Genomic DNA, 17458 nt, shown 5'->3' with positions numbered 1-17458 from the left:
GGTGGAAAGCTTTCGCTGGCATCCGGCAGCGCGGGCGGTCGATGCGCGCGGCACGGTTTGCGAGGGGGCGGTGCCGGGGGCTGCGGTTCTGCCGGATCGTCCGGCGCTGGCCGCCTTGCAGTCTGCCATCGGGCATCCGGCGTTTCGTATCGGGGCGACGGAGGCTCCGCCGCCCGAACCGGGCAGGGTGCCGGTGTTTGAAACCCTGACCGGCGGCACCTCGGGCACGCCGAAACGCATCCGCCGCACGCAGGCATCCTGGATCGCCAGTTTCGCGGTGAATGCCCGGCTGTTCGGCATCGGGCCGGGCACGCGGGTCGCCGTATTGGGGCGGCTGGTGCATTCGCTGGCGCTTTATGGCGCGGTGGAGGCGCTGCATCTTGGGGCGGAGCTGCATCTGCTGGACGGTCTGCGCCCCGACCGGCAGCGCGCGGCGCTGGCAGCGCGGCGCGTGTCGCTGCTTTACGCGACGCCTGCGCAACTGCGCCTTCTAACCGAGGCGGGCGGCGCGCTGCCCGATCTGCGCCATATCGTCGTCGGCGGATCAAAGCTTGATCCGGCGCTGCGGGCGGCGTTGGCGGCTCTGGGTCCGGCGCGGGTAACCGAGTTTTACGGCGCGGCGGAGGCGAGTTTCATCGCCATGGCGGATGAAACGACCCCGCCCGACAGCGTGGGGCGGCCCTATCCCGGTGTTGAATTGCGCTGTGACACCGATGGCTTGTCCGTCAGATCGCCCTATCTGGCCGAGGGCTATGCCGGAGGCGGGGCCGGGGCCGAATGGCGTGACGGCTGGCTGCATCTGGATGAATTTGCCGAGTTGCGCGACGGCGCGCTGTTCCTGCGTGGACGGGCCGGGCGGCGGGTGAAGATTGCCGATCAGAGCGTGTTCCCCGAGGAAATCGAACTGGCGCTGCTGGGCCTGCCCGGCGTGACGCGCGCCGCTGTTCTGCCGGTGGCCGATGGTTTGCGCGGGCAGGTTCTGGTGGCGGTTGTGGTCGGAGACCGGGCGGCAGAGCCTGCAATCCTTCACGCCTTGCGCGCCGCTTTCGGCCTGCTGGCCGCGCCGCGCCGCGTGATCTGGCGCGACAGTTGGCCCGAGTTGCCCTCGGGCAAGACTGACCTCGCAGCGCTGGCGTGGGATCTGCCCGATGACTGAACCCCGCCTGATCGCCGCCCGCCGCAGCCCGGTGATGCCGCGTGGCGGCGCCTTCGCCGGTCTTGCCCTGCACGAACTGGCCGCGCCGGTGATTGCCGCCGTTCTGAAGGATGCAGGCATCGCGCTGGATCAGGTGGACGAGCTGATCCTGTCGAACGCGCTGGGGGCGGGCGGCAATCCGGCGCGGCTGGCGGCGCTGGCCGCGGGTTTGCCAGAGCGTGTCGCGGGGCTGAGCATCGACCGCCAGTGTGCGGGCGGGCTGGATGCCATTGGCATTGCGGCGGCGCTGGTGGCGTCCGGGCAGGCAAGGGTGGTGCTGGCGGGCGGGGTGGAAAGCTATTCGCGCCGCCCCCTGCGGCTGGCACAGGCGCCCGGTCAGACGCCGCAACCTTATGACCGCCCGCCCTTCACCCCATGGCCCGACCGTGATCCGGACATGACCGATGCCGCCGCCGCACTGGCCGACCGGCTGGGGATTTCTGCCGCGCGCCAGCAGGCCTGGGCGGTGCGCAGCCATGCCCTTGCCCGCGCCAGCGCGCAGCCGGAAATCGTGCCGGTCGCGGGGCAGGACAGGGATGGTTTCACCCGCACGCTGACCCCGGCGCTGGCGGCCCGCGCACCACGTCTGGCGGGCAGCGTCAATGCCGCAACCACGGCGGTGGAGGCCGACGGCGCAGCTTTCGCGCTGGTCGTAGCGCCGGATATCGCGGCAAAGGCACGTCGCAGCCTGCGCATCCGCGCCTGTGCGACGCTGGGTGCCGCACCGGAAGAGCCGGGCCTTGCCCCGGTCGCCGCCATCCGCCGGGTACTGGACCGCACCGGCCTTGCCCCCGATGCGCTGGAACAGATTGAACTGATGGAGGCCTACGCCGTGCAGGCCCTTGCCTGCATGGACGCCTGTGCCCTGCCAGAGAAACGCGTCAATCCGGGCGGTGGGGCGCTGGCGCGAGGGCACCCCATCGGGGCCTCGGGGGCCATTCTGGTTGCCCGGCTGTTTCACGGGCTGCAACATGGCCCCGGCCTTGCCGCCATCGCGGCGGCCGGGGGTATCGGCTCGGCGCTGGTTCTGCAGGTCTGAGTCTGAGGGGGCTCCGCCCCGGCCTGCGGCCTTCCCCGGGATATTTGGACCAAGATAAAGAGCCGGATGGGCTTCTACCTTGCGGAAATATTCCCGGGGGTGAATGGCCGCAGCAAAGGGGGCAGGCCGCCCCCTTGGCAGATGGTTCAGCCGCGTGACAGCAGGGCCTGCGGGCGCACCCGTGCGAGGCCTTGCGTGATCGCCCCGGCGATGACGGCCTTCAGCAGGTCACCGGCAAAGAAGGGCAGGGCCAGACCGGCGGCCTCGGGCAAGGTCTTGCCCAGAACCACGGCCATACCGGCAATGCCGCAGGCATGCAGTACAACCAGACCCCCCAGGAAGGCGCCGCCGAAAGCGGCGATGCCCACAGGCGCGCGCCATTTCTCGACCACCAGACCGGCAACAAAGGCTGCCAGCGGGAAGCCCACCAGATAACCGGCAGTGGGCGAGACAAAGACGCCAAGCCCGCCACGCCCGCCCGCCAGAAGCGGCAGACCCAGCGCGGTGAGGCCAAGGAACAGCAGCACCGCCAGCGTGCCGCGTTTCGCGCCCAGCACCGTGCCGCAGAGCATGATGCCCAGCGATTGCGCGGTGATCGGCACGCCCGAGGCGAGGTCGATCTTGGGCACGAGGCCCAGAACAGCGATAAGAGCAGCGAAAAGCGCGATATGGGTCAGGTTGCGTTCCATCGGGGGGATCTCCTCAAAGCCCGCCCCGCGCGCGCAGGGCCTCGGCCACATGATCAGCGTCATCCAGCGCGGTCAGCACCAGCGGCAGCACGATGGCCACCCCGGCGCGTTTCGGACTGCGCGCGCGCCATGCCTGCCGCAATTGCCCGGCCTTGTCCAGCAGAACCGGCGTGAAGCGGATGACCAGCGCGACCGCCAGCGCCAGCACGCGGGGGTTCAGCCCGAAGCGCGCGAAGGGGGTCAGAACCCGCTCGACCGCCGCCAGCATCGCATCCAGCCGGGTGGTCATCGTCACCAGATTGGCCAGCGCCACGGCAAAGACCATGCGGCCCGCAATGACCGCGCCTGCGCGAATTTCGCCCGTCCACAGATGCCAGAGCGCCAGCACCAGCAGAAACGGCCAGAGCATCCACAGCCGCCCCGCTGCCTCGCGGGTGAAGCCCCACCCCAGCACCAGATGCAGCGCCGCCAGCGCCAGCAGCGCGCCACCGATTACCGGCAGTGCCTGCACCGGAAAGATCAGCGCCGACCCCAGCGCGGCAGCGGCCAGCTTTGGCCCGGCAGGCCAACGATGCGCTGCTGTCTCATGCGCCGAGGTCAGTGTCAGCATCGCTATCCCCCCGCCGCGCCATCTCGGCCCGGAATTCCTCCAGAACCCCGGCAGCGGCGCCGTCGCCCACCACGCGGCCGGCCTCAAGCCAGATCACCCGGTCGCAACCCGCCACCGCCTGCGGATCATGGCTGATGGTCACCAGCCGCTGCGGCAGGGATGCCAGCCTCCGCGACAGCCGCGCCTGCGTGGGTAAATCCAGTGCCGCGAAGGGTTCGTCCAGCAACAGTGTCGCCGGCTCCATCAGCAAAACCGCCATCAGACACAGCCATTGCTTCTGCCCCTGGCTCAGCGCTGTGACGGGCGCCGCCGCCCAATGCGCGCGGCCCTCTGCCGCGAGGCAGGTCCGTACCCGCGCCGTGGCCTCCCCGGCCCGCAGCCCCAGCTGACGCAGACCGAAGGCCAGTTCTTCCTCTACCGTGGGGAAGATGACCTGGTGATCAGGGTTCTGGAACAGGATGCCGATGGCCCGCAACATGGCCTTGCGATCCACCGCCGGGTCCACGCCTGCCACCCGGATCGTGCCGCCCGTCGGCGCCAACAGCCCTGCCATCAGCCGCAGCAATGTGGTTTTGCCCGATCCGTTGCGCCCGACGATGCCGATGCGCCTCTCATGCAGCGAAAGCGTGATGCCGTGCAGGACCGGCTTGCCCTGCACCGCATATTGCACCCCGGAAAACTCTATCCCGTCCATGCCGCCCGCATAGCGGTCACCCCGGCCGCGCACAACGAAAAAGGAGGGCAGAGCAAAAGGAGGGCATGAGGCCCCCCTTCATTTTCTGTCCATAAATATCCCGGGGGAGCGCCGAAGGCGCGGGGGCAGAGCCCCCAGCCCCGCTCAGCCCTGTTGCGCCGCCGCGACCGAGGCTTCCAGAATCTCCATCGCCTCGGCGAAATGCGCGTCGGGAATGGTGATCGGGGCAAGGAACCGCACGACGTTGCCGTAAACACCGCAGGTCAGCAGGATCAGCCCGCGCTTTTGCGCCTCGGCCCGCACCCGGCCGGTGAAGCCCGCATCGGGTTCCTTGGTCGAGGGATTGGCAAACTCCACCGCCACCATGAAGCCGGGGCCGCGGATGTCGACGATCTCGGGTGTGGTCGCGCGCAGCGATTCGAGCTTCTGTTTCAGCCGCGAGCCCAGCTCGTTGGCGCGGGCGCAAAGGTCTTCCTCCTCGATCACGTCCAGCACGGCATGCGAGGCGGCGATGCCCAGCGGGTTGCCCGCATAGGTGCCGCCCAGACCGCCGGGATTGGCCGCATCCATCAGCTCTGCCTTGCCGGTCACTGCCGCCAGCGGCAGGCCACCCGCCAGACCCTTGGCCATGGTGGTCAGGTCGGCGGCGACGCCATGCGCCTCCATGGCGAACAGGTGGCCGGTGCGGGCAAAGCCGGTCTGCACCTCGTCGGCGATCATCACGATGCCATGCTTGTCGCACAAAGCGCGGATGGCCTTCACCAGCTCGGTCGGCGCCGGGTAGAAGCCGCCTTCGCCCTGCACGGGTTCAAAGATGATCGCGGCGACGCGCGCCGGGTCCAGATCGGCCTTGAACAGCTTCTCGATCCCCGCCATCGCATCCCTGGCCGAAATCCCGTGCACATCCATCGGGAAGGGCACATGGAATACGCCCGGCATCATCGAGCCGAAGCCCTTCTTGTAGGGTTCCACCTTGCCGGTCAGCGCCATGCCCATGAAGGTGCGGCCGTGGAAGCCGCCGCCGAAGGCGATCACCGCATCGCGGCCGGTGGCGATGCGGGCGATCTTCACCGCATTCTCGCAGGCTTCGGCGCCGGTGGTGACGAAGATCGTCTTCTTGCGGAAATCGCCCGGCACCTTTTCATTCAGGCGCTCGGCGAGGCGGATGTAGTTCTCGTAGGGCATGACCTGATGGCAGGTATGGGTGAAGCGGCCCATCTGTTCGGCCACCGCCGCCATGACCTTCGGGTGGCAATGGCCGGTATTCACCACCGCGATGCCCGCAGCGAAGTCGATATAGCGATTGCCCTCGACATCCCAGACCTCGGCGTTCAGCGCCCGGTCAGCATAGATCTGCGTCTGCATCCCCACACCGCGCGAAATCGCCTCGTCCCGGCGGCTGGCCACTTCGGTATTCTTCATCTTTCTGGTCCTCATCTGCCCTAAGGGGAGTTGCGCCGCATTTGATCAAATATCCCCACCGCAGGCAATGGGATTCGGCAGGTCTTGTGATCCGGGGAGGCACAAGGATACTGCCCCGAACGGATTTCGGAATGACGGGTTGGGGCGATGGGTTTCAGGTCTGGATTGTGGTGCATCACGCTGGGTCTCTGGGTGTCTTGCCTGCCGGCTGCGGGGCAGGGGCAGCAAGGCTATCTTCTGACCGATGGTCGAAGCCTCGCGCCGCTGGACATGTTCCGCGAATGTGATGCCTGTCCCGAAATGATCGTCATGCCGCCCGGCAGTTTTATGATTGGGGCAAAGCCGGGGGATTCTCGTAACCCGATTGACATGTTCCGCTCGAATGCGACCCTCCGCCTGCTTCCCCCCGGCAAGGAACCCTTCATCCCCGGCGAACATCCGCGCCATCGGGTCGAGATGGACATTCCCTTCGCCATGGGCCGTAACGAGGTCACGCATGCCGAATGGATGGCATGCGTGGACGCCGGTGCCTGCACCCGCGTGCCGAAACATGTGACCCCGACACTCAGCCGCGACATCCCGCTTGGCCCGAAGCATCCGGTCATCAATATCTCTTACCTCGACATGCAGGAGTATGTGCTGTGGCTGAATACGCTGGTCGGGGCGAAGGCTTATCGTCTGCCGACTGAAGCGGAATGGGAATATGCCGCCCGTGCGGGCACCGAAACCCGCTTTGCCCAGGGGGATGAGCTGACCTCGGATCAGGCGAATTTCAATGGCGAGGGCGAGGACAGGATGCGCGGTAATACTGTTCCGACGTTCGCCTGGCGGGACACGCCGGTCGAAGTGGATGCACTGGATGCTGCAAACGGCTGGGGCCTGCGCCACATGTCAGGCAATGTCAGTGAAAGGACACTCTCCTGCTGGACTGAGGGCGGGCACCTCGGCCTTGCCAGAGACAGTGCCTATTTGGCAAATGCGCTGTCACAGCAAGAATGCAATCGGGTCGAACGCGGCGGCGCCTTCACGGATGGCATGGATTACGCCCGTCCTGCGGCGCGTGGCGGTGCCATCGAATCATATCGCAGGTATATGGCCGGCTTCCGCCTCATCCGGCAGTTCTGACCGGCGTCAGGCCCGGAAATGTGAGAAGCGATAGGGCGAGACGCCGTATTTCTTGCGGAAACTTTTCGAGAAATGGCTGCTGGAGGCGTAGCCGCAGGCGACGGCCACTTCGGTTACGCTAAGGTCGGTTTCGGCCAGCAGGGCGCGGCCGTGTTGCAGCCGCAGGTCATTCATGTAGCGCACCGGGGTGACGCCGAGATAACGATTGAACAGACGTTCGATCTGGCGCCGCGATACGCCAAGGTGATCGGCACAGGCGTCCAGATCAAATTCCTCCTCGATCCGCGCCTCAAGGAAGGCCACGGCCTTGATGAGCTTTTCGTTCCGGGTGCCCAGCCGTGCCGCCAGCGAGGTGACCTGCTCGTCCGCCTCGTCGCGCCGCTGGGTCAGCAGGCACATGTTCATGACCTCCTGGCTCAGTTCGGCGCCGTAATGGTCATGGATCAGTTTCAGCATCAGGTCGGCGGCAGCAACGCCGCCCGCGCAGGTCACGATCCGGTCGTCAAGACAGAACACCTGCCGCGCCGGGGTCAGATCGGGGAAGGTTTCGGAAAAGCCGCTGAGGTTTTCCCAATGCAGAGTGAAACGTCGCCCCTTCAGGATACCCGCCCGCGCCAGAGCATAGGCGCCGGTGCACAGCCCGCCCACCGTGCGGCCACGCCGCCACTGGTTGCGCACCCAGTCACCCAGCGTCGCGCCCATCGTGACCTCGGGCTGCACGCCACCGCAGATCAGCACATGGCCCTGCGGCTGCGCGGCGCTCAGCGGCCCGTCGGGCATCACCGGCACGCCGTTGGAACAGCGCACCGGCTGGCCGTCTTCCGAGAAGGTCTGCCAGCGGAACAGGATCTGCCCGGTGAGCTGATTCGCCACCCGCAATGGCTCGATGGCCGAGGTGAAGGCCAGCATGGTGAAGCGAGGGGCCAGAACGAAGGTGACATGCACCGGCTCGATGACTTTCGGCAGCGTGACATGTGCCACGCCGCGCGCCACGTATCGCTGCGAATCCTCAGTCTGATCGGTGCTCATCCGATTGCCGTAGCGCGGCCTGTGAATTGTCGCAAGCGGCAGTTGGTGTTTACCGCTGGTTAACCCTTTCCGGGCCAGTCTGGCCCTGCGAATGAGGAGCGGAATCATGGCGCCCGGACCGGACTGTGACACCCCACACCCCACCCACCCCTTCACGGAACAGGAACGGCTGTCCTGGCTGCGCCTCATTCGCTCCCGCAGGGTCGGGCCGGTGACGTTTCACCGGCTGCTGGCGGAACACGGTACCGCGCAGGCGGCGCTTGCGGCGCTGCCCGATGTGGCGCGCGCGGCGGGGGTGAATGATTACGCGGCCTGCCCGGTGGAGGTGGCTTTGCATGAGATGCGTGCGGCACGGGCTGCCGGGGCGCGTATGGTTTGTCGGGGCGAGGCGGCATACCCCGAACATCTGGCGGGCCTGCCGGATGCGCCGCCGGTTCTGTGGCTGCGCGGCGATGCGGCGCTGCTGGCCCGGCCCATGGTGGCGCTGGTGGGGGCCCGCAATGCCTCCAGCCTGGGTATCCGCATGGCGAGGAGGCTGGCCGGGGCACTGGGCGAGGCGGGGTTTGTCGTCGTATCGGGCCTTGCGCGCGGCATTGATGGCGAGGCGCATTCCGCTGCGCTGGGCACTGGCACAGTGGCGGTGATGGCGGGTGGGGTTGACGTGATCTATCCGGTGGAAAACGGCGGTCTCGCGGCCCGGATCGCGGCAGAAGGGGCGCTGCTGTCGGAACAGCCCATGGGCACGGAACCGCAGGCACGGCATTTCCCGCTGCGCAACCGCATCGTCTCGGGCCTTGCCCGCGCGGTGGTGGTGGTGGAGGCGGCGGCGCGCTCCGGCTCACTGATCACCGCGAAAGAGGCGGCGGATCAGGGGCGCGAGGTGCTGGCGGTGCCGGGCCATCCCTTCGACGCCCGCGCGGCGGGTTGCAACCAGCTGATCCGGGAAGGGGCAACCTTGGTGCGCTCGGCTGAGGATGTGATCGAAGCACTTGGCCAGGTGCCCGCGCCCGCCGCGCGCGCCCATGCCGCATTACCTGACGGGGTACTGCCCGGCCCGGTGCCCGCCCGCCGACCGCTGGCCGAGATTGCGGCGCTGCATCGCAAGATTCTTGACCGGCTGTCGCCCAGCCCGGTGGCCGAGGATCAGCTGATCCGCGATCTGGCGGTGCCCGCGCATGAGGTCGCACCGCAGCTTCTGACGCTGGAGCTGGAGGGGCGGGTACTGCGCCAGCCCGGCGGTCTGATCTGCCGGGCGTGAGGCGGGATCAGCAGACCTCGGGCGTGACCGCGGCCCATTGCGGGCACAGCGCCGGATCGGCCCACCAGGCATCGGTGGCCCCGATGGCCCAATGGACCACGGCCCAGCTTTGGCCGGATTTCCACAGAAGCGCCTGCATGTTGGCACCATCCATGAATTCCGGGTCCAGCCCCTGCCGCCGTACCATCGGGGTCTGCGCCATGTCGATCTCGCCGCCGCCCGGCCGCTGGGCACTGACCATGGCGAATCCCGCGCGGCCGTCGACGCGCAGCGTGTGGACAACGAACTCCACCGGCGCCCCGAGGTTCATTTCGGCCAGCGGGCGCATCGCATCCATCATGGCGCGTCGGTCGGCGGTGCCGCGGGCGGGTTCGGTCCAGGCGGCGGCGGGATGGGGCAGGGCGAGGCAGAGGCTCAGAACCAGGGCAAGGCGCATCGAAATCAACCGGATCAAAGGGAAATCCGGCGCAGATTGCGCGGTCTTCACGCTTCCGTCAAACCCGATTGCGGGCTTGACGACACGGCCCTGCCTTGACATGGGTGCCCGGTCATACACATGTTTCGGCGCCCCCGATGGGCAGGGCGCAAGAGGTTTTCATGGCAGTCGTCGTCGTCGAGTCACCGGCCAAGGCCAAGACAATCAACAAATATCTTGGCTCCGACTATACGGTGCTGGCCTCCTATGGCCATGTCCGTGACCTGCCGCCGAAGGATGGTTCGGTCGATCCCGAGCACGATTTCGACATGAAATGGGAGGTCGCCTCGGACAGCAAGAAGCATGTCCGGGCCATCGCCGAGGCGCTGAAAACCGATGACGAACTGATCCTCGCTACCGACCCTGACCGCGAGGGCGAGGCGATTTCGTGGCACCTGAAAGAGGCGCTGGCCTCCAGCCTGAAGAAGGGCAAGAAGGTCAGCCGCGTCACCTTCAACGCCATCACCAAGGCCGCCGTGACCGAGGCGATGAAGAACCCGCGCGAGGTTGATGCCGCGCTGGTTGACGCCTATCTGGCCCGCCGCGCGCTGGATTATCTGGTGGGCTTCACGCTCTCGCCGGTGCTGTGGCGCAAGCTGCCGGGTGCGAAATCGGCGGGGCGGGTGCAGTCGGTCTGCCTGCGGCTGATTGTCGAACGGGAAATGGAGATCGAGGCCTTCCGCGCCCGCGAATACTGGAGCGTGGTTGCCATGCTCGACACGCCGCGCGGCCAGAGCTTCGAGGCGAAGCTGACCGTGCTGGGCGGCAGGAAGCTCGACAAGTTCGACATCCCGACCGCCGAAGCGGCCGAACTGGCGGTGCAGGCGGTGCAATCGCGCGAATTGCGCGTGGCGGCGGTGGAATCGAAACCCGCCAGCCGCAACCCCTTTCCGCCCTTCATGACCTCGACCCTGCAACAGGAGGCCAGCCGCAAGTTCGGCATGGGCGCCAAGGCCACGATGTCAGCGGCGCAGCGGCTCTATGAAGCCGGGCATATCACCTATATGCGGACCGACGGCATCGACATGGCGCCCGAGGCGGTGATGGCGGCGCGGGCCGAGATCAAGGATCGCTTCGGCGCCGAATATGTGCCGGACAGCCCGCGCATGTATAAAAACAAGGCCAAGAACGCGCAGGAAGCCCACGAATGTATCCGCCCGACCGATATGTCGGCGGCGCCCGAAAAGCTGCGTTTGACCGAGGCGGACCAGCGCAAACTTTATGACCTGATCTGGAAGCGCACGATCGCCAGCCAGATGGCGGCAGCGCGGCTGGAACGGACAGCGGTGGATGTGACCAGCCCCGACGGCCAGGTCACGCTGCGCGCCAACGGGCAGGTGGTGATGTTCGACGGTTTCCTCAAGGTCTATGACGAAGGCCGTGACGAGGATGGCGATGACGAGGGCCGCCTGCCGCAGATCATGCAGGGCGAAACGGTGAAACCCGCTGCCGGTGCCTATCGCGCCGATTTCGCCAAGGCGGTTTTTGCCGAAGGCGAACCGGCACCGGTCGGCGGCGACATCCGTCGGGCGCAGAACATGATGCTGGGCAAGACAGAGGCGGTGAAGGGCATGCAGCACTTCACCCAGCCGCCGGCGCGCTACACCGAGGCGACACTGGTCAAGCGGATGGAGGAACTCGGCATCGGCCGGCCCTCGACCTATGCTTCGATCATCTCGACCATCCAGGACCGCGAATATGTGCGGAAGGACAAGAACCGCCTGATCCCCGAAGACAAGGGGCGGTTGGTTACGGCCTTCCTGACCAACTTCTTCCGCCGCTATGTTGAGTATGATTTCACCGCCGAGCTTGAGGGCGAGCTGGACGATGTGTCGGCGGGCGAGCGCGATTACAAGGAAGTGCTGGCGCGGTTCTGGCGCGATTTCTCGGCCGCCGTGGCGGAAACCGCTGATCTGCGCATCGGCGAGGTGCTGGAGCGGCTCGATGATTTCCTCGCGCCGCATCTTTACCCGGCGCGGGCCGATGGCGGCGATCCGCGATCCTGCCCGGTCTGCGGTTCGGGACGGCTGCATCTGAAGACGGCGCGGTCTGGCGGGGCCTTCATCGGCTGCGGCAATTACCCGGAATGCCGCTATACGCGGCCGATTTCGGTGGGCGACGATTCGGGTGCGATCACCCCGGACGGCAAGGTGCTGGGGCAGGACGAGGACGGCCAGCCGATCACCCTGCGCGCCGGGCGCTTTGGCCCCTATGTGCAGAAGGGCGATGCGGACGAGGCCAGTCCCAAGCCGCCGCGCGCCAGCCTGCCCAAGGGCTGGTCGCCGGAAAGCATTGATCTGGAACGCGCACTGATGCTTCTGAACCTGCCGCGTCCCATCGGCCCGCACCCCGAGGATGGCGCGCTGGTCGAGGCCGGGATCGGCCGCTTCGGCCCCTATGTGAAGCATAACAGCACCTATGCCAACCTGCCCGAGGTGGACGAGGTCTTTACCATCGGCATGAACCGTGCGGTCGAAGTGCTGGCGCTCAAAGCCTCCCGCGGGCGGGGGGCGAGCGCGCCGGCCCAGCCGCTGAAGGAGTTGGGCGAGCACCCGGACGGCGGCGTCATCGCTGTGATGCCGGGGCGCTACGGTCCTTATGTGAAATGGGAGAAGGTCAATGCGACCCTGCCCAAGGGCATGGAGCCGGAGGCCATTACTTTTGACGAGGCGCTGGCGCTGATCGCGGAAAAGGCGGGCAAGAAGGGCGGGGCCAAGAAGGCGGCCAAGCCCAAAGCGGCGGCAAAGCCGAAGGCAGAGGCAAAACCCAAGGCGACGAAGGCCAAAGCCGAAGCCAGGCCGAAGAAGGCCGCGGGCAAGAAGGCTGCCGACGCCGAAAGCTGAAACAGAAAAAGGGGGGCTGAACGCCCCCCTTTTGCCTCACGCTCCGGCTCAGGCGCCGCGCGGATTGACCAGCCGCGCCATCACATCGGCGGCGGCGATGCTGCCGATGGTGCTCCCTCCCTCGGTCACAGCAATCGCGGTGGCGCCGTCACGGATCATCTCCATCACCGCTTTCACCGGGGTCTCCGCCTCCACCGCATGACTGGCGGAGGCAGGCCCCGCCCGCATCACATCACGCGCGGTCAGCACGCTCAGAGGGTTCATATGCGCCACGAAATCAGCGACATATTCGCTGACCGGATTGGCGATGATCTCGCGCGCCGTGCCGCATTGCACGATGCGGCCGCCCTCCATCAGGGCGATGCGGTTGCCGATCTTGAACGCCTCATCCAGATCGTGACTGACAAAGACGATGGTGCGCTTCAGCCGCTGTTGCAGATCCAGCAATTCGTCCTGCAACTTGGTGCGGATCAGCGGGTCCAGCGCCGAGAAAGGCTCGTCCATCAACAGGATCGGCGCACGGGTGACAAAGGCGCGGGCCAGACCAACGCGCTGCTGCATCCCGCCTGACAATTCGCCCACCTTGCGGTCGGCCCATTGCGTCAGGTTCACCAGTTCAAGCTGTTCGTCCACCGGCTGACGGCGGGCCTCGACCGGGATGCCCGCAAGCTCCAGCCCCAACCCCACGTTTTCCCGCACCGACCGCCATGGCAAGAGGCCGAACTGCTGGAACACCATGGCGATGCGCGACAGGCGCAGGCGGCGCAGCGTATCGGCATCGGCCCTGGTGACACTGACCATGCGGTCGCCATCCGAGACCCGCACCTCGCCACGCACCACCGGGTTCAGGGCATTCACCCCGCGCAGCAGCGTGGATTTGCCCGAGCCGGACAGGCCCATCAGCACGAGGATCTCGCCTTCGGCCACGCTCAGCGAACAGTCATGCACGCCAAGCACCTGCCCGGTGGCCTGCTGCACCTCGGCCCGGCTCTTGCCCTGGTCCATCAGCGGCAGCGCGCTTTGCGGATCATCGCCGAAGACGATGGACACCTGGTCGAATTCAACTGCGGTCATTTGCGCGTCACCCTCAGCATGCGGTCCAGCATGATGGCCACGACGACGATGACGAGGCCGCTTTCAAACCCGAGCGCGGTATTGACCGAGTTCAGCGCCCGCACCACCGGCACGCCCAGCCCGTTCGCCCCCACCAGCGCGGCGATCACCACCATCGACAGCGACAGCATGATGGTCTGGTTCAGCCCGACCATGATCTGCGGCAGGGCATAAGGCAGTTCTACCTTCCACAGCACCTGCCGTTTGGTGGCGCCAAAGGCGGTTGCGGCCTCCAGCAGCGGCATGGGGGTCGAGGAAATGCCCAGCTGCGTCATGCGGATCGGCGCGGGCAGCACGAAGATCACCGTGGCGATCAGGCCGGGCACCATACCGATGCCGAAGAACACGATGGCGGGGATCAGGTAAACGAAGGTCGGCAGCGTCTGCATCAGGTCCAGCACCGGGGTCAGCGCTGCATAGACCTTGGGCCTGTGCGCGGCCCAGATACCGATGGGCACCCCCAGCCCCATGCAGACCACGCAGGATGACAGCACCAGTGTCAGGCTTTCGGTCGTGGGTTTCCAGTAGCCTTGATTGAGGATGAAGGCGAAAGCCAGCGCCACGAAAAGCACCACCTTCCACGATCTTTGCAGATACCATGTCAGCGCAAGAAACGCCGCGATCACCACCAGCGGCGGCGGGCTTTGCAGAACCCAGAGGATCGCGTCGATCAGCCGATCCATCACCGTCCCCATCACGTCGAACAGGGGCTTCAGGTTAACTTTCATCCATTCGAAGGCAATTTTCGACAGCTTGCCCAGCGGCAGCTTGTTGTCGGTCAGCCAGTCGAGCATCCGGCGCGTTTCCTTCCTGCGGGGCGCATGCGAAAACCCTCCCCCGCCGGTCGGACAGGGGAGGGCGGTTCAGGGAAGCCTTAAAGACCCAGCGCCGATTTCACCGCGGCCATGGCGTCGCCGCCGTCCTTTGTGGTCACGCCGTCCAGCCAGGGGCCCAGCGTATCGGCATTGGCCTTCAGCCAGGCCGAGGCGGCGGCCTTCGGATCGGCACCATCATCCAGGATCGCACCCATGATCTCGTTCTCCATCGGCAGCGAGAAGACGAGGTTTTGCAGCAGCTTGCCGGTATTCGGGCATTCCGCGACATAGCCCTTGCGGACGTTGGTCGCCACGGTGGCGCCGCCAAGGTTCGGGCCGAAGAAATCATCGCCGCCGGTCAGATAGGTCATCTTGAAATTGGCATTCATCGGGTGGGGTTCCCAGCCGAGGAAGATGATCGGCTTCTGCTCGCCCGTGGTGCGGGCGACTTCGGCCAGCATCCCTTGCTCCGAGCTTTCGATGACTTCGAAGCCCTTCAGGCCGAAGGCATCCTTCTCGATCATGTCGAGGATCAGGCGGTTGCCGTCATTGCCCGGCTCGATCCCGTAGATCTTGCCTTCCAGCGCATCTTTCTGCGCAACGATGTCGGCGAAATCCTTGATCCCCAGCGCGGCACCGGCCTCGTTGGTGGCCAGCGTGTATTTCGCGCCTTCAAGGTTGGTGCGCACGGTCTCGACGGTGCCCGCTTCGCGGTAGGGGGCGATGTCGGCTTCCATCGTCGGCATCCAGTTGCCGAGGAACACATCCACGTCGCCGCCCGCAAGGCCGGTATAGGTGACCGGCACAGACAGCAGCTTGGTTTCGGTTTCATAGCCCAGAGCCTCCAGCACGACGCTGGTGGCGGCGGTGGTGGCGGTGATGTCGGTCCAGCCGACATCCGAGAAGATCACCTTGTCGCAGCCTTCGGCATGGGCGGTGCCGGCGAAGGCGAAGGCCACCGTGGTGGCCAGAAGGGCGGATTTCATTTTGGTCATGTCGATTCCCTGTGTCTGGCGTGGTTGCGTTTTTTGTTGATTGACGGATCAATAAAAAACGCGCTAGCTCGGTTTGGCAAGTGTTTTTTGGGGAAATGCCGTGCCGAAGCTTGGGATGGAACCTATCCGAAAGGCCGCGCTGGTCAAAGCGACCATCGTGGAGTTGGGCCGTGCCGGGTCGCTGGATGTGACGGTCAGCCAGATCGCCAAGCGGGCGGGGATGTCTTCGGCGCTGGCGCATCATTACTTCGGGTCGAAGGAAGACATCTTCCTTGCCGCGATGCGACATATCCTGTCGCTTTACGGGGCCGAAGTGCGCGGCGCGCTGGCAGCGGTGGATGGACCTGAGGCGCGGTTGCAGGCGATTCTGCGCGCAAGCTTCAGCCCCGGCAACTTCCGCCGCGAGGCGGTCGGTGCATGGCTGAACTTCTATGTTCTGGCGCAGACCGTGCCCGAGGCGCGGCGCCTGCTGTCGGTCTATCAGCGGCGCTTGCGGTCGAACCTGCTCAGCTGCCTGCGGCCGCTGGTCGGCGTGCGGGCGGATCGCGCGGCCGATGCGCTGGGGGCGCTGATCGACGGCGTCTACCTGCGCGAAGCTTTGAAGGAGGGGCCGCCGGATTCGGCCTCGGCCGTGGCCACGGTTATGGAATTCGTGGCCTCGGAACTCGGGAAACGTAAATAAAGAAAGGGGATGACCATGCGGGCACAGCCGAAGGCCAGCCATTTCGTCAATGGTGACTATGTCGAAGATACCGCCGGTGCGGCGATCGAGGTTGTCTATCCGGCCACGGGCGAGATGATCGCCGTGCTGCATGAGGCGACGCCTGCGGTGATCGAGGCGGCGCTATCCGGGGCAGCGGCGGCACAGAAAGCCTGGGGGGCCACGCGCCCGGTCGAACGCGCCCGCATCTTGCGCCGCGCCGTGGATCTGATCCGCGCCCGCAATGAAGAACTTTCGGTGCTTGAGACGCTGGATACCGGCAAGCCTGTGCAGGAAACCACGGTGGCCGACTGGCCTTCGGGCGCCGATGCGCTGGAATATTTCGCTGGGCTGGCGCCGACGGTGACCGGCGAAACCGTGCCGCTGGGCGGCGATTTCGTCTACACGATCCGCGAACCGCTGGGCGTCTGCGTCGGCATCGGTGCATGGAATTACCCCAGCCAGATCGCCTGCTGGAAGGCCGCCCCCGCGCTGAGCCTTGGCAATGCGATGATCTTCAAACCGTCCGAGGTGACGCCGCTCGGTGCGCTGAAACTGGCCGAGATTCTGGTGGAGGCCGGACTGCCTGCCGGGCTGTTCAATGTGGTGCAGGGGCGGGGAACCGTGGGCGGTGCGCTGGTCACCGATCCGCGCGTGGCGAAGGTTTCGCTCACGGGGTCGGTGCCGACCGGGCGCAAGGTTTATGCCGCTGCCGCTGAAGGTATCCGTCATGTGACGATGGAGCTGGGCGGCAAGTCGCCGCTGATCGTCTTTGACGATGCCGATGTCGAAAGCGCCATTGGCGCGGCCATGCTGGGGAACTTCTATTCCACCGGGCAGATCTGTTCCAACGGCACCCGCGTCTTCGTGCAGAAGGTCATCAAGGAGCGTTTCCTGAGCCGCCTGGCCGAGCGAACCGCTGCGATCCGCCTTGGTGATCCGCTGGACCCCGAAACCCAGCTTGGCCCGCTGGTGTCGGAGGCGCAGTTGCAAAAAGTTCTGGGCTATATGCAAATTGCAAAGGCTGAAGGCGCCCGGCTGATCTGCGGTGGCGACCGTGCCGCGCTGAATACCGGCTTCTACGTTCAGCCCACTGCCTTTGCCGATGTGACCGACGATATGACGCTGGCACGGGAAGAGGTGTTCGGCCCGGTCATGGCCATTCTTGATTTCGAGAATGAAGAAGAGGTGATAACCCGCGCCAATGACACGGAATTTGGCCTCGCCGCCGGGGTGTTCACCGCCGATCTGGCACGCGGGCATCGCGTGGTCGCGCAGCTTCAGGCCGGAACCTGCTGGATCAATGCCTATAACCTGACCCCCGTGGAAGGCCCCTTTGGTGGGGTGAAATCTTCGGGTGTGGGGCGCGAAAATTCGCGGGCGGCGGTCGAGCATTACACGCAGGTGAAATCCGTCTATGTGGGCATGGGCCCCGTCGACGCTCCGTATTGAGGCG

The 17458-nt window shown here is 66.1% G+C and carries 16 protein-coding genes; 7 read left to right on the top strand and 9 right to left on the bottom strand.

Translation table 11 applies throughout. The features are described from left to right. Position 1 precedes the first annotated feature (1 nt). Positions 2–1156 (top strand): AMP-binding protein, encoded by a 1155-nt coding sequence (locus tag AO684_RS20150; protein WP_054304531.1) that lies wholly within the window; start codon positions 2–4, stop codon positions 1154–1156. Beyond that, entirely contained in the window at positions 1149–2234 is a 1086-nt protein-coding gene (locus tag AO684_RS20145; protein ID WP_054304530.1) for a thiolase family protein, read from the top strand. Before AO684_RS20150 ends, AO684_RS20145 begins: the two co-directional genes overlap by 8 nt. A 146-nt stretch (positions 2235–2380) precedes the next feature. On the opposite strand, the gene AO684_RS20140 is transcribed toward AO684_RS20145, so the two are convergent. The 4 genes from AO684_RS20140 to AO684_RS20125 form a co-directional block, all read right to left on the bottom strand. Continuing rightward, positions 2381–2923 carry a biotin transporter BioY gene (locus AO684_RS20140; RefSeq protein ID WP_054304529.1) on the bottom strand — a complete coding sequence of 181 codons (543 nt, stop codon included), beginning with the start codon at positions 2921–2923 and terminating at the stop codon, positions 2381–2383. 13 nt (positions 2924–2936) lie between these two features. Next, the gene (locus AO684_RS20135) at positions 2937–3533 is read right to left on the bottom strand and encodes an energy-coupling factor transporter transmembrane component T (protein ID WP_054304528.1); all 597 of its coding nucleotides are present in this window, start codon (positions 3531–3533) and stop codon (positions 2937–2939) included. Then, positions 3508–4227 carry an energy-coupling factor ABC transporter ATP-binding protein gene (locus AO684_RS20130; protein WP_054304527.1) on the bottom strand — a complete coding sequence of 240 codons (720 nt, stop codon included), beginning with the start codon at positions 4225–4227 and terminating at the stop codon, positions 3508–3510. Before AO684_RS20130 ends, AO684_RS20135 begins: the two co-directional genes overlap by 26 nt. 144 nt (positions 4228–4371) lie before the next feature. Continuing rightward, complete coding sequence (locus AO684_RS20125) at positions 4372–5649, bottom strand: 4-aminobutyrate--2-oxoglutarate transaminase (protein ID WP_054304526.1); 1278 nt, start codon at positions 5647–5649, stop codon at positions 4372–4374. A gap of 147 nt (positions 5650–5796) precedes the next feature. Here AO684_RS20125 and AO684_RS20120 point away from each other — a divergent pair, with 147 nt between their 5' ends. Beyond that, the gene (locus AO684_RS20120; protein WP_082401161.1) at positions 5797–6774 is read left to right on the top strand and encodes a formylglycine-generating enzyme family protein; all 978 of its coding nucleotides are present in this window, start codon (positions 5797–5799) and stop codon (positions 6772–6774) included. A 6-nt stretch (positions 6775–6780) separates the two neighbouring features. Here AO684_RS20120 and AO684_RS20115 read toward each other — a convergent pair whose 3' ends face one another. Further along, positions 6781–7803 carry a GlxA family transcriptional regulator gene (locus AO684_RS20115; RefSeq protein WP_054304524.1) on the bottom strand — a complete coding sequence of 341 codons (1023 nt, stop codon included), beginning with the start codon at positions 7801–7803 and terminating at the stop codon, positions 6781–6783. A gap of 106 nt (positions 7804–7909) precedes the next feature. Here AO684_RS20115 and dprA point away from each other — a divergent pair, with 106 nt between their 5' ends. Next, entirely contained in the window at positions 7910–9061 is a 1152-nt protein-coding gene (gene dprA / locus AO684_RS20110; protein WP_054304523.1) for a DNA-processing protein DprA, read from the top strand. Positions 9062–9068: 7 nt separating this feature from the next. Here the strand turns inward: dprA and AO684_RS20105 are convergent, their stop codons facing one another. Then, complete coding sequence (locus tag AO684_RS20105; protein ID WP_152968485.1) at positions 9069–9497, bottom strand: hypothetical protein; 429 nt, start codon at positions 9495–9497, stop codon at positions 9069–9071. A gap of 161 nt (positions 9498–9658) precedes the next feature. Between AO684_RS20105 and topA the strand changes: the two genes are divergently transcribed. Beyond that, positions 9659–12379: a type I DNA topoisomerase gene (gene topA, locus AO684_RS20100; RefSeq protein ID WP_054304521.1), complete on the top strand. Its 2721-nt coding sequence runs from the start codon at positions 9659–9661 to the stop codon at positions 12377–12379. Positions 12380–12427: 48 nt separating this feature from the next. Here topA and choV read toward each other — a convergent pair whose 3' ends face one another. From choV to AO684_RS20085, 3 genes are all read right to left on the bottom strand, one after another. Beyond that, positions 12428–13453 (bottom strand): choline ABC transporter ATP-binding protein, encoded by a 1026-nt coding sequence (gene choV, locus AO684_RS20095; RefSeq protein ID WP_054304520.1) that lies wholly within the window; start codon positions 13451–13453, stop codon positions 12428–12430. Continuing rightward, the gene (gene choW / locus AO684_RS20090) at positions 13450–14286 is read right to left on the bottom strand and encodes a choline ABC transporter permease subunit (RefSeq protein ID WP_054304519.1); all 837 of its coding nucleotides are present in this window, start codon (positions 14284–14286) and stop codon (positions 13450–13452) included. Before choW ends, choV begins: the two co-directional genes overlap by 4 nt. A gap of 80 nt (positions 14287–14366) precedes the next feature. Continuing rightward, entirely contained in the window at positions 14367–15302 is a 936-nt protein-coding gene (locus tag AO684_RS20085; protein ID WP_054304518.1) for a choline ABC transporter substrate-binding protein, read from the bottom strand. Between the two features lie 115 nt (positions 15303–15417). Here AO684_RS20085 and betI point away from each other — a divergent pair, with 115 nt between their 5' ends. Continuing rightward, positions 15418–15984, top strand: a complete 567-nt coding sequence (betI, locus tag AO684_RS20080; RefSeq protein ID WP_054304517.1) for a transcriptional regulator BetI — start codon at positions 15418–15420, stop codon at positions 15982–15984. A gap of 15 nt (positions 15985–15999) precedes the next feature. Then, positions 16000–17454: a betaine-aldehyde dehydrogenase gene (betB, locus tag AO684_RS20075; RefSeq protein WP_152968484.1), complete on the top strand. Its 1455-nt coding sequence runs from the start codon at positions 16000–16002 to the stop codon at positions 17452–17454. Positions 17455–17458 lie beyond the last annotated feature (4 nt).

Origin of the sequence: Gemmobacter sp. LW-1, from assembly GCF_001303875.1 — a bacterium.
GTDB lineage: Bacteria > Pseudomonadota > Alphaproteobacteria > Rhodobacterales > Rhodobacteraceae > Gemmobacter > Gemmobacter caeni.
Note: the sequence above shows the minus strand (reverse complement) of the source record. Positions and strands in the feature narration are given on the sequence as shown.

Bases quoted from the DNA above. Each gene is read 5' to 3' on its own strand.
- AO684_RS20145 (WP_054304530.1), top strand. From the start codon at position 1,149: ATGACTGAACCCCGCCTGATCGCCGCCCGCCGCAGCCCGGTGATGCCG.
- AO684_RS20140 (WP_054304529.1), bottom strand. From the start codon at position 2,923: ATGGAACGCAACCTGACCCATATCGCGCTTTTCGCTGCTCTTATCGCT.
- AO684_RS20135 (WP_054304528.1), bottom strand. From the start codon at position 3,533: ATGCTGACACTGACCTCGGCGCATGAGACAGCAGCGCATCGTTGGCCT.
- AO684_RS20130 (WP_054304527.1), bottom strand. From the start codon at position 4,227: ATGGACGGGATAGAGTTTTCCGGGGTGCAATATGCGGTGCAGGGCAAG.
- AO684_RS20125 (WP_054304526.1), bottom strand. From the start codon at position 5,649: ATGAAGAATACCGAAGTGGCCAGCCGCCGGGACGAGGCGATTTCGCGC.
- AO684_RS20120 (WP_082401161.1), top strand. From the start codon at position 5,797: ATGGGTTTCAGGTCTGGATTGTGGTGCATCACGCTGGGTCTCTGGGTG.
- AO684_RS20115 (WP_054304524.1), bottom strand. From the start codon at position 7,803: ATGAGCACCGATCAGACTGAGGATTCGCAGCGATACGTGGCGCGCGGC.
- dprA (WP_054304523.1), top strand. From the start codon at position 7,910: ATGGCGCCCGGACCGGACTGTGACACCCCACACCCCACCCACCCCTTC.
- AO684_RS20105 (WP_152968485.1), bottom strand. From the start codon at position 9,497: ATGCGCCTTGCCCTGGTTCTGAGCCTCTGCCTCGCCCTGCCCCATCCC.
- topA (WP_054304521.1), top strand. From the start codon at position 9,659: ATGGCAGTCGTCGTCGTCGAGTCACCGGCCAAGGCCAAGACAATCAAC.
- choV (WP_054304520.1), bottom strand. From the start codon at position 13,453: ATGACCGCAGTTGAATTCGACCAGGTGTCCATCGTCTTCGGCGATGAT.
- choW (WP_054304519.1), bottom strand. From the start codon at position 14,286: ATGCTCGACTGGCTGACCGACAACAAGCTGCCGCTGGGCAAGCTGTCG.
- AO684_RS20085 (WP_054304518.1), bottom strand. From the start codon at position 15,302: ATGACCAAAATGAAATCCGCCCTTCTGGCCACCACGGTGGCCTTCGCC.
- betI (WP_054304517.1), top strand. From the start codon at position 15,418: ATGGAACCTATCCGAAAGGCCGCGCTGGTCAAAGCGACCATCGTGGAG.
- betB (WP_152968484.1), top strand. From the start codon at position 16,000: ATGCGGGCACAGCCGAAGGCCAGCCATTTCGTCAATGGTGACTATGTC.